Source organism: Vibrio sp. Of14-4 (genome assembly GCF_022347625.1).
GTDB lineage: Bacteria > Pseudomonadota > Gammaproteobacteria > Enterobacterales > Vibrionaceae > Vibrio > Vibrio pristinus.
This window is the reverse complement of sequence record NZ_JAKRGI010000009.1, coordinates 61,497-73,901: the sequence shown is the minus strand read 5'-3', so window position 1 is coordinate 73,901 and position 12,405 is coordinate 61,497. Positions and strand designations below refer to the sequence as shown.

Annotated in this window: 8 protein-coding genes; 1 reads left to right on the top strand and 7 read right to left on the bottom strand. The window is 43.4% G+C overall.

The genetic code is table 11. The features are described from left to right. Positions 1-4: 4 nt before the first annotated feature. The 5 genes from rodZ to mltA form a co-directional block, all read right to left on the bottom strand. Positions 5-1,042: a cytoskeleton protein RodZ gene (gene rodZ / locus MHN79_RS10640; protein WP_239172869.1), complete on the bottom strand. Its 1,038-nt coding sequence runs from the start codon at positions 1,040-1,042 to the stop codon at positions 5-7. 321 nt (positions 1,043-1,363) lie between these two features. Further along, the gene (locus MHN79_RS10635) at positions 1,364-2,488 is read right to left on the bottom strand and encodes a bifunctional tRNA (adenosine(37)-C2)-methyltransferase TrmG/ribosomal RNA large subunit methyltransferase RlmN (RefSeq protein WP_152429683.1); all 1,125 of its coding nucleotides are present in this window, start codon (positions 2,486-2,488) and stop codon (positions 1,364-1,366) included. A 131-nt stretch (positions 2,489-2,619) separates the two neighbouring features. Further along, entirely contained in the window at positions 2,620-3,054 is a 435-nt protein-coding gene (gene csdE / locus MHN79_RS10630) for a cysteine desulfurase sulfur acceptor subunit CsdE (protein WP_239172868.1), read from the bottom strand. Between the two features lie 21 nt (positions 3,055-3,075). Next, positions 3,076-3,885 (bottom strand): tRNA cyclic N6-threonylcarbamoyladenosine(37) synthase TcdA, encoded by an 810-nt coding sequence (gene tcdA / locus MHN79_RS10625; protein WP_239172937.1) that lies wholly within the window; start codon positions 3,883-3,885, stop codon positions 3,076-3,078. 84 nt (positions 3,886-3,969) lie between these two features. Then, the gene (mltA, locus tag MHN79_RS10620; RefSeq protein WP_239172867.1) at positions 3,970-5,073 is read right to left on the bottom strand and encodes a murein transglycosylase A; all 1,104 of its coding nucleotides are present in this window, start codon (positions 5,071-5,073) and stop codon (positions 3,970-3,972) included. Between the two features lie 212 nt (positions 5,074-5,285). On the opposite strand from mltA, the gene argA reads away from it, so the two are divergent. Then, entirely contained in the window at positions 5,286-6,611 is a 1,326-nt protein-coding gene (gene argA, locus MHN79_RS10615) for an amino-acid N-acetyltransferase (protein WP_239172866.1), read from the top strand. A gap of 34 nt (positions 6,612-6,645) precedes the next feature. Here the strand turns inward: argA and recD are convergent, their stop codons facing one another. Continuing rightward, positions 6,646-8,739 carry an exodeoxyribonuclease V subunit alpha gene (gene recD, locus MHN79_RS10610; protein ID WP_239172865.1) on the bottom strand — a complete coding sequence of 698 codons (2,094 nt, stop codon included), beginning with the start codon at positions 8,737-8,739 and terminating at the stop codon, positions 6,646-6,648. A gap of 10 nt (positions 8,740-8,749) precedes the next feature. Continuing rightward, positions 8,750-12,334 carry an exodeoxyribonuclease V subunit beta gene (gene recB / locus MHN79_RS10605; protein ID WP_239172936.1) on the bottom strand — a complete coding sequence of 1,195 codons (3,585 nt, stop codon included), beginning with the start codon at positions 12,332-12,334 and terminating at the stop codon, positions 8,750-8,752. Positions 12,335-12,405: the final 71 nt, after the last annotated feature.

Genomic DNA, 12,405 nt, shown 5'->3' with positions numbered 1-12,405 from the left:
ACTTCTAGGGTAAGGTGAACCTTGCTACTTTACCAGAAGTATACCCAGAGAGGTCAATAGGTTCACTTGATAAAGTTATTGATACATTTTCCGGCGCTCCCAAAATGACTTTATAAGGAGGATTGCCGCTAAGCTGGATACCTTGGCCGGCTTTTTTAATACCAGTTGCCAGCGTCTTGCCAGTTGAGTCTTTGACTTGAATCCAGCAGTCATCACTAAAAGACATTTCCAGTAAGTTCGCGACTATGTCAGCTGCTGCTTGCTCAGGCTGGGGCTGCTTTTCTTGTTCCTTCGAGGAAGTTTTTGCCGTTTCCAAGGTATTAGTTTCAGGTTTAGAAGTTGTCTCTACTGGTGTGTTAGAAACGACTGGCTCAACTTTGCTTTGTTCTACAGGAGTTTGCTCCTTCGAGTTATCGACTGCCTTGACGACTTTCTCAGGCTCCACTTGAGAGGCAACTTGAGTAGTCACTTCTTCTAAGGGCTGCTCAACAAGCTTTGACTCTTGCGGTTGAACTTCACTTGAAGGTTGTGATTCAACCACAGCAAAGTCCAACTCATTTTTTTCCGCCAGCTCTTTCTCTATTTTTTGTTCCTGTTCAGTAGTCGAGGTCAACTCAACTGCCGTATTTTCTTGATTTTGCCACCACCAGACACAGGAAATACCAACAATAATTGCAGAAATACCCCATGTCAGTATCATTATTCGATTATCGTGCTTCTCTTGACTGGTTTTTTGAGAAAAACTTTGCATTTCATGCTCTTGATGTTGAGCTTCTCCATTATCATCAAGAGCACATAATACAACAGATTCTTCTATGCCGACGACACGCGCATAAGAACGTAAATACCCGCGAGTAAAGGTCGCAACCTGCTCACTTTCAAACTGATTCGATTCAATATTTTCAATAATTGAACGTCGAAGGCGCAATCGACTGGCAACCTGTTCCAAGGTTAAACCAAGCTCTTCCCGTTTTTGCTTTAAAATGGTACCCGCTTCAAGCTTTGTCTCTTCTTCCATTTGGGGTGTATGTTCAGCACTCATTGTATAAACGTCTCTTTTTGCAGGATTCCACGCCAAACGTACATTTATTCTTTTTCGTTAGTTGCACAGTCTTTAATGAAAATCTTATATTCAGAGGAAAATCCCTCACCAAAATGTGTAAAGCACTTCACCTAGCTCTTAGAAATATTATCTCTAAAGCACTAAAGTTTAATTCTAATAGATATCAGAGATGAAACAACATCGAAAACACGTATAATTCACAACCAGCTCAAGGTTTTTCCATATTTTGACATTATTTAGCTCAATCAGTTTAAAAAAAACCAGAGCTGAGCTCTGGTTTGCTATCGACAAAAAGCGCATTTAAACCGCTTTAATCGCTATTGTATCACCTTTCGCTGCGCGAATAGCCGCGGTGCGTTTAGTCCGGTCAATCACATCTCCAACTAACTGACCACAAGCCGCGTCAATATCATCGCCACGTGTTTTGCGCACGGTGACCGTATGTTCATACTGCATTAACGTCTTTTGAAAACGGTCGATGCGCGAATTGCTTGGCTTTTTGTACGGAGAACCAGGATAAGGGTTAAATGGAATCAAGTTAATTTTACATGGTGTATCTTTAAGTAACTCAGCAAGCTCGCGAGCATGATCCATATCATCATTAACGTGATCAAGCAGCACATACTCAACCGTCACTTTACCTCTGTTGGCATTAGAAGAAGCAATATAACGACGTACTGAAGCAAGAAAATCTTCAATATCCCAACGGTCGTTGATCGGCATAATTTCGCTGCGCAACTTATCATTCGGTGCATGCAGTGAGATAGCAAGCGCAACATCTATCTGGCCAGTCATTTGATCCAAGCCGGAAACAACACCAGAAGTTGAGACAGTCACTCGACGTTTTGACAAGCCAAAACCAAGATCATCCAACATAAGTTCAAGAGCTGGGATCAGGTTTTTCATATTGAGCAAAGGCTCGCCCATACCCATCATGACGACATTTGTAATTGGACGACGACCCGTTTCTTTTTCTAATCCGACTTCCCGTGCAGCGCGCCAAACCTGGCCAATAATTTCAGACACTTTGAGGTTACGATTGAAACCTTGCTGAGCAGTTGAGCAAAATTTACATTCAAGAGCACAGCCCACTTGGGAAGAGACACACAATGTTGCCCTATCATCTTCAGGAATATAAACCGTCTCAACATCCTGATCGCCTACCTTCATTGCCCACTTGATTGTGCCATCAGAAGAGTGCTGAGCTTCAGCCACAACGGGGGCTTTAATTTCGCAGCGCTGCATGAGCTTTTCACGCAACTTTTTATTAATGTTGCTCATGTTTTCGAAGTTATCGACACCAAAATGGTAGATCCACTTCATCACTTGATCGGCACGAAATGCTTTTTCACCGAGTTCTTCAGCAAAAAGTTTACGCATTCCTTTACGATCAAAATCGAGTAGATTAATTTTTTCAGTGCTCATGGTGCCTCACGAAACGACGTAACATTATTTAAGGGCGCGAATTGTACAGCCTTTACTCAGCAACAACAAGGGCTCTAACACCCTGTATTTTATAAGGCATTAATATTGTTGTGATTAAAAATCAACCAAAACTAATTTTCTCGGGTGATCTGCTTAATTTGCTCTACGATAGCTTTTAGACCATTACCGCGAGAAGGGCTAAGGTGAGAAATGAGGCCCAAACTGTCAAAGTACTCCTCAAGATCAAAATTTTGGATCTGCTGCGAGGTTTTGCCATCAAAAGGAGTTAAAACAAGCGCAATAAGCCCTCTGACAATACGAGCATCAGAATCAGCACTGAAATGCCAAACATCATCAATCTTTTCGCTCACTAACCATACTTGGCTTTCACAACCCGAGACTTTTACTTGTTCGGACTTAAGATTTTCAGGCATCACAGGAAGCTGTTTTCCCCACAGAATCACTTGACGATAACGCTCTTCCCAGCCTTTTAAATTCTGCATTGTCGCAACTATGTCCGCGACCGCTATTTCGCTACCGAATGGTGATTTGGGGAAAGAAGACATAACAAGCTCCAAAATTAACACTTACTGGCTGTATTTTTGTATCAGCTTTTCAACAATACGTGAAACGGCAACGAAACCAAATGTCGCAGTGACAAAAGTCGCTGCCCCAAAACCTGTTGCACAATCCATACGTTTGGGTCCCTCAGCAGTCGCTTTCATGCTACACACTGAGCCATCTGGCTGCGGATACTTCAACTGCTCTGTGGAAAAAACACATTCTATACCAAACTTTCGTTGAGGATTTTTAGGAAAGTTATGATGACGTCTCAGCGTATCTTTGATTTTCTTTGCTAAAGGATCCTGAATCGTTTTGGTTAAATCGGCAACTTGTATTTGGGTCGGGTCAACTTGCCCACCAGCACCACCTGTAGTAATGACTTTAATCTTGTTGCTGCGGCAATAAGCCAGAAGTGACGCTTTTGCTTTCACACTATCGATGGCATCAAGCACATAATCAAAGTCTTTCGTCAGATACTCATGCTGGTTATCAGGCGTAATAAAGTCATCAATTACATTAACCTGACAATCAGGGTTGATGAGCTTGACTCTTTCTGCCATCACGTCGACTTTGCTTTGACCAATATTGCCGTTTAAAGCATGAATTTGACGATTAACGTTGGTCACACATATGTCATCCATATCAATCAATGTTAATTGACCAATACCTGTTCGAGCCAAAGCTTCAACCGCCCATGAACCCACCCCACCAATACCGATCACACACACGTGTGCCGCGCGGAGAACTTCAACTTGTGAATGGCCATAAAGGCGCCGAGTTCCACCAAAACGTTGGTCGTAGCTGTCTGAAGCTGGTGCATCAAGTTCACGCATGATGTTTTGTTCCGCTATATGAGGGTTAAACATAAAGAGTGCGTTTTATACGCACTCTTTGTTAAAAAGTCTAGCCAACAATGACTATTCTAATTTTTCTGGCGGCAGTGCCCACGGAGCCTGAGTTGCCGAGTTCTCAAGCCCTAACTTCCATACACGACCGAAATGCTTGTAATGGCCTGCTTCGGTTCCTGCTCTAGGACCCATTCCATGATACAAATCTAAATGGTTCTGCTTAACCGCGCCCCCGGTATCAAGGACTATCAATAAACGCAGTTGATGCGCACCACTCCAGCTGCCATCTGCATTGAGTAATGGCACCTCAGCAAGGATTGGTGTTCCCATTGGAAAGAGTGCAGGATCGCCAGCTACCGAAGCCATTGGTAGTAATGGAATACCCGCGGTGCCTGTCACTGGTGCATCCGCTCTCGGTTCAAAAAAGACATAAGATGGATTTTGCTCTAACAGCTCACGCACAGTTTGGTCATCATTGGCCAGAACCCAATCTTTAATCGCCTTTAGTGACATTTTCTCCCGAGCGACTAGACCCCTTTCAATCAGCACCTTACCTATGCTGACATAAGCTTTATTGTTTTTTCCCCCATAAGCAAAGTATTCCAACGTGTCGTCATCTTCAAAATGAACAAAGCCACTGCCTTGCACTTCCATCATAAATGGATCGATCATATTGGCAGAGTAACCAAGCTCCAGCCCTAGGCCATTTAATTCTCCATCATAAATTTGCGCGCGAGTTGGGCATTCTGCTTCACAGTCAGGTTTGGCATACACGGGGTAGCGATACTTATCATCGGGCTCATGGCGAAGTTCCATCACTGGAGAAAAATACCCGGTAAATAAGACATTGCCTTTTTTATCCCCTCCACCTAATTGAGCAGCTTGAATACCAAAATTCGCCAGCTGAGCAGGGTCTCCACTTTGTAACGCCCATTCATTTAGTTGGTCGTATAGCGGCTGATACAAACCTGCCATTGAAGGCGAGTTTTCAATAACTTGCTGCGATTGCTTAGCAAACTCTGTGAAGTCCTTAGGTTTATTAGAGTCAATCGTCGTACTTTTGTTGAGAGTTGCTGCAAATTCACCATCAAGATACTGCTGGGCACGATCAGTAGGCTGTGCACAACCAAACAAAACACTGGCGGCAACAAGAGGAAGATATTTTTTAAACACGAGAAGAATTCCTTATTGAACTGTGACTAAGGATGACAAACTCCAACGACAAGCGCAATCAAGTATGTGTGTAGAAAACGTGATTTTTAATCGCTTCTGACAACTGGACCTGTGTGCTTGAAAAATCAGTAAGGATTCAAGCAATAAAAACCTTGAACAAAAAAGAATATAAATGCAATATTGAGACATATAAATTCATCGCTATATAAGATATGAAAATACGCAACACAGATTTGGTCAAAGGCTTTCGGCAATCTGCTCCATATGTAAACGCCCATAGGGGTAAAACGATGGTCATTATGTTTGGTGGTGAAGTCGTTGCAGATGAAAACTTCTCAAACATTATCAATGACATTGCTCTACTTCATAGCTTAGGGGTCAATATTGTTGTGGTCCATGGAGCGAGACCGCAGATAAATCACATGCTGGATCAGGTAAGACATGTCAGCCCATATCACAAAGGCATTCGAATAACTGACCAACAAAGTCTGAATATTGTTATGCAGGCATCAGGTCAGCTTCAACTGACTATTACCGCTCAATTGTCGATGAGTCTTGCCAATACGCCGATGGCAGGCACTCAACTCAATGTAGTGAGTGGTAATTTTGTCACTGCGCAACCATTAGGTATCGACGAAGGGGTTGATTACTGTCACAGCGGCCGCATTCGGCGCATAGATACCCAAGGAATCAACCGAGCCCTAGAACAAGGTTCCATTGTTCTACTTGGCCCAATTGCTAGCTCAGTGACAGGTGAATCGTTCAATTTGCTCTCTGAAGAAGTGGCAACTCAGGTTGCGATAAAACTCGGTGCAGATAAGCTGATTTGTTTTTGTTCTGAGCAAGGAGTAATCGACGCCAATGGACGTGCTGTTGCTGAATTGTTTCCACGTGATGCAGAACAGATCCTCGAGCAATTAGAACAAGCAGGCGAAGATAGCTCAGGGACACAACGTTTTTTAAGAGCAGCAACAGCCGCATGCCGTGCTGGAGTACCTCGTAGCCACTTAATCAGTTATAAGCTCGATGGCGCATTAATTCAGGAACTCTTTTCTATCGACGGCATTGGTACCCAGATATCGAAAGCCAGTACCGAACAAGTTCGTCAGGCCCAAATAGACGATATTGGCGGTATTTTGGATTTGATTCGCCCTCTTGAACAACAAGGTGTACTTGTCAGGCGATCGCGAGAACAACTGGAGCAAGAAATCCACCAATTCACCATTATTGAAAAAGACGGGTTAATTATCGGCTGTGCTGCTCTCTATCCTTATACCAATGAGAAAATGGCTGAAATGGCTTGTGTCGCCATTCACCCAGAGTACAGAGATGGCAATCGAGGCGTTTTATTGCTTAAACACATTAAGCTGCAATCGAAAGCGCAAGGAATAAAGCATATTTTTGTTCTTACCACTCGCAGTATTCACTGGTTTCGTGAACAGGGCTTTGAGGAAATGCCCGTTGAATGTTTACCTTCACAAAAGCAAAACCTATATAATTTCCAACGTAAATCGAAGATTTTATCTATTGAGATATAAGCCTGATTTTTGATAATGCCCAGAAAAATGGGCATTATTCGGTAAGCCTTTCGACTAAACCACTGGCTCTTTGAGTACGAACTGTTATCCCACGAGCCATCACTCTATCATCAACAAATAAACTCAATTTTTTCTTAGCTCGAGTTACGCCTGTGTAGATAAGCTCACGGGTCAAAATCGGGTTATGATCTGGTGGTAACACCATCAAAGTATGTTCAAACTCGCTGCCTTGGGATTTGTGAATCGTCATCGCATAAGCAGTTTCATGCTCAGGTACTCGGCTTGGCAACACTGCTTTGATTGAACCATCTGCAAGCTCAAAAAATACTTTCAGTCTCGCCTCACCTTCAGAGCTATCAAGCAAACACAAACCAATATCACCATTGTAGAGGCCTAGTGCATAATCATTACGCACTATCATCACAGGTCGGCCATGGTACCAAAGCTCATCTTGTACCTTGATGAGTTTACGCGCCTTAAGAGCTCGTTCCACACTATGATTGAGTCCAGTAATACCAAAGTCGCCTTCTCTAACGGCACAAAGCAAGCGACAGTGAGAGAAAAGCTGTAAAGCTTCTCTTGCAACATCATAAATTGGCTCGTCATCAATTCCCTGCATTGCTGGCTTAATACGATTTAAGTAGTGGCTATATTCCGCCACTAAGGTTTGTATCATCTGCCGATAATGAAGGGCATCAACAGGAAAGTGAGCGATATCATCGAAGTCTTTTTGCCAAACAAGGTCAACCTGAGTCTTAGATCCAGAGTTGATGGCCTTAGCCAATTGACCTATTCCTGAACGGGCGTCAAAACGATAGCTTTTTTGTAACATACATAAACTGTCAGCAATACTGGCAGACTGACTATTACGGTTGTTCAAGAATGCAAAACCCGTTAACTGACTTATAAGCTTGGCTTGCTCAAAGCTATAGCCATGTTGATTAAAAGAGCAAATATCACCAAGAACAGCGCCCGCCTCGACAGAAGCAAGTTGGTCCTTATCACCTAGTAATATTAATCTTGCATGTCTGGGGAGAGCATCCACCAGCTTATACATCATAGGCAAATCAACCATAGAGGCTTCGTCAACTACAAGTATGTCCAGATGAAGAGGGTTTTGTTGGTTATGACGAAACTCAGCACTATTTGGTATTGCGCCAAGCAAGCGATGTAGCGTGCTCGCGCTGCTTGGTATTAAAGCTTTGATACTCGGTTCAACAGGAAGCTTAGCAACCGCTTTTCCTATAGACTCAGTTAAGCGTGCAGCAGCTTTTCCCGTTGGTGCCACCAATTTAATCACTGGCGATTGACCAGATTGTTGAGCCTGGACATTTAACGCAGCAAGCAGCTTAGTTACCGTGGTTGTTTTTCCGGTTCCTGGCCCACCAGAAATAACGGCGAAGCGTCTTGTTAAAGCCACCGCCGCTGCCACCTTTTGCCAATTCACACATACAGATAAAGGTACTAGTTCATCTAGCCCATCAAGGTGCGAAACTTTTGTAGCACTCACGAGCTTTTGGTCTATGGCATCCCAATCAAGCCCTTCGCTATTAACCACATCAAGATGGTCGCAGACAAGTTGTTGTCTAGCCACCTGTGGTGCAGAGTCAGATTGCAATGAGGTTAAAGCGCTGAAAAGGTAATGGTAGTCTCTAGCAAACAGATGATTTAACCATTGAGCAAGCTTTTGACCATCAGTAGGCTTTATGATCATGGGTGACCCTAATCTCTTCAATCGCTTCGCCAACACAGATTCGTAATGCCAATAGCGATGAAGATAAAGCCTTTCGCCATCGAAAATCATAGGTAAGCTCTGGTCAGCCGTTCCAACAAAAGAAGTGTTCTGTAACTCGCTTAACCAATCAATTTTGCGCAAAACATGATGAAGCTGGTCAGCAAAATCACCAAATACACCCAGTTTGGCTACCAAATCAGATAGCTGACCAAATTTGTCGATTAAAGGCAAGCAAATATGACCACGCCCTAACTCACAGCTAACAATTGCAGCAATAAAGGCAATATTATCATTGCTACTTTGTTCACGAGCAAATCGAGCAAATTGATAGTCTATCTGCCGTATTACGCCTTTATCTACCAGTGGTTTTAGGTATGAAAACAGACTTTGCATAACTAGGATCCTATATTAACTCCATCTGTCCTGAATCGGTTTGTTTTGGTTCTATCGAATGCCCGTCAATTAAACTGTCTAAATCATTCAAAAGAGCCAACGAGGGACGAGCATAAAAAATCCCATGTTCTCTTTGACCATCCATACCACGTAAAAACAAGTAATAAACACCGCCAAAATGAGCATGATAATCATAATCGGGCAAACGAGAACGCAAGAATCGATGCAATGCCAAAGCATAAATTTGGTATTGTAAATCATATCTATGCTCAGCCATCGCGTTGTTTAACGCATCCCCATGATAGTCACTGACGCTGTCACCAAGATAATTTGATTTCCAATCGAGAATAAAATATTGGCCTTGATGCTCGAACACCAGATCAATAAAGCCTTTAAGCATACCTTGTACTAAATGAAAACCCAGATCGCCCGCTTTGGCAGATAAAGGATCATAACGCTGAATAACGCGATTTAAAGCTGGCGCGGTAAGCACCTCAATTGGAAGTAAAAATTCCATTTCAACAAGGCGAGAAGATGAGCTTTTTTGATTGAGTTTCAGCTTTTTACCATCGAGAGGGGTGGTCAATACAGTGTCAACTAAGCACTGCAATACGGGTAGCCATCCAGAGTCTAATTGCTCACCTTCCATCAAATTATTAATGACTTGAGTGTTAGTAGCACTTGTCGCTGGCTCGGTAAACTCTATATCTTCAAATACAGTATGTAAAAAAGTACCGGCTCTCGCACCTTTAGGAAAGGTAAAGATACTTTTTTGAGGCTCTAGCAACTCTTCAACTTCTTTATCATCAAAAGAGTCCAGATCCAAGGTCAATATGTCTGTTGCAGCCTCATTAAATGGGTGACTGCCCCCTTGCTTAACCAGCCCAGAATAGCTGGTAATTCGCCAGTTTCGGTCAATGCTTGCTTGCAATTCTTTAGCTGTTAATTTTACTTGCTCAGCTTGGTCAGTGATTAACTTTTCACTATTAAATTCAGGCAAGGAAACAAGCTTGATACAAGGCTGTGTATTGGCTTGTTGCTCCAATGCAGCCGTCAAATCAGCTACACCGCCTTGCTGACCATTTTGCAATAGATGACCTATAGCGCTGTGATGAACGCCTGTAGGCTCTTTACTGGAACGACCATCTCTAATTGGCGCCGCACCAACAAAACAGCCATAAACAGCTCTCGTCAGCGCAACATAAAGGAGACGTAGATCTTCGGCCAACCTTTCTCTATCAGCTTGTTGAAGTGACGCCTCCTGCGCCCTGATATCGAGTATGGTTTGATCCAGTTGATTATCGTAATACTTGGCTTCACTGGCTTGACGATAAGAAAACACAAATGGCAAAAAGACTAGGTCATATTCCAACCCTTTGGATTTGTGGATAGTAATGATTTGTACCAAGTTACGCTCAGATTCCAAACGCTGAATCTGTTCTTCGCTGCCGCCAAAGCCTGCTTCAGCATCAATGATAGATTGGGCTAGCCAACGTAAAAGCGCATGGTCACTGTCTAACTCGATACTCGCTTGTTGCAGTAACTCGCCAATATGCATCAAATCAGTTAGAAAGCGCTCGCCACTGTCTTCCTCTAATAAACGCTCCGCAATATGCCGTTTACTGATTACACTGCGAAGCATGGGCAACACACCGCGCTGCATCCATAAATGCCGATATTCTCTAAACTCATTGATGATGGTTTCCCATTCAATTTCATCATTATTGAGTTTATCTAGTGATCCTGCGTCTAGTGCAAATAACTCCGAAGCAATGCTAGCTCGTAGCGCTCGTTCATTTTCTGGTGTCAGTACGGCTTGCAATAAACGTTGAATATCTTGCGCAACAGGTGAAGTAAACACATTATCACGGTTTGACAGATAGACGCTGGCAATGCCCTTGGCCGCTAATGCTTGCTTGATAAGACGTCCTTCACTGCCAGTTCTTACCAATACAGCGATATCTCCAGCTTGAATACCGTGCTGAGATTTTCCATCATCAAATACCGCCTGTGATTGCTGAGCCAAGGCTAAAATATGATGAATTTCTTGCGCGCATGCTTGCGCCATTACTTGTTGGTATTCGCCCTTAGTTATAGGGGTGTTTTCGGTTTCTTGTAGCCAAAAAGTCAAAGCAGGTTGCGTTTTACCATTTAACAACCACTGGCGTTTGTCTGCTTCTGGGCTAGCATCAACGGGCAAAAAAGGAATATCATCATCGTATATAAATGGGCAATCTGGCGTATCAAATAACTGGTTCACCGCAGTGACCATATCTTGGCTTGAGCGCCAGTTTGTTCCCAAAGTAAAATGAGATGACACCTGATTACGAGCCTTGATATAAGTAAAAATATCGGCCCCTCGAAAGCCATATATTGCCTGTTTAGGATCGCCAATCATAAACAAACCACATTGTGGTTCACTCAGATAAATACGACTGAAAATACTATACTGCAGCGGGTCTGTATCTTGAAACTCATCGATCATCGCAACCGGATATAATGTTCGTATCCGCGAAGCAAGCTGTTCGGCATCGTCATCATCTATCGCGGCCGAAAGCTGAGTCAGCAAATCATCAAACGACAACCACTGTTTCTGCTGCTTGGCTTTGCTCAGCATTTCACGGCATTGGTCTATTGCATGAGCTAATATCGGCGCTTCTAAGCTGATAGGGCTGGAGAGAAATTGCTCTATCGCAACAAATACGGGGTGGCAAGGCACATCACCACTCGGCGTTTTTTGTTGCAAAACATTTTGCGCAAACTTTTCCAGCTTATCGGGATAATCGTAGCCAGTTGTGTCTGTAGATGCCCAAACATCGACCGTTTCAAGCCATGCGGGCAAAGATTTTTTACTGTAGCTGCGCTTATTAATTCCTGACTCACTAATCAGAGCGAGGTAATCGTCCTTACCAGACAACCAAAGTGCTTTAAGCTTATTAATTTTATTAATATTTTCAGCATGGAGTTCAGCTAAACTGCCTTGCATAACAGGGACCGAAATTCGCAGTGGAGAACCAGTCAAATATGGGCTGATTTTCCTTAATAACTTACTAGGATTGCCCCAAAGACGGCGAACCTCTCCGGCTAAATTCAGCGGTAATGGATAAAAGTTGCGTCGCCAATAATCCGCGACTACCTGAGCTTTGAGCCGGCTTTCGTCAGTAATAAATTCGTTTTCAAAACGACTGCCCGATTCAAATGCATTTTGAGTGAGCATTCTCTGACAGAAACCGTGAATGGTAAAAACTGCTGCTTCATCCATTTGCCTTTCGGCTTGTAAAAGAATCTCCGCAGCTTGGCGATGGTCGTCAACTTGATTCAGTAAGGGTGCGATAACAGGATCAGTACTTTTTCCTCTCGAAAACGCGAGCCTCGCATCATGAATACGAGCTCGAATACGATCGCGCAGCTCAGCCGTTGCCGCTTCGGTAAAAGTGACCACTAATATTTGGTCCACGGTCAATGGCTGCTGATGTTTGGTCTCTGCGCTACCATGACCAAGAAGTAGCCTTAGGTATAAGCCAGCGATAGTAAAAGTTTTTCCGGTTCCTGCAGATGCCTCAATTAAGCGAGCGCCATGGAGCGGAAAAGTCATGGTATTAAGCGATGTTGCTACCGGTCTAGATGTCACTATTTTCCACCCTTAACTTGCACATAAAAAAGCCG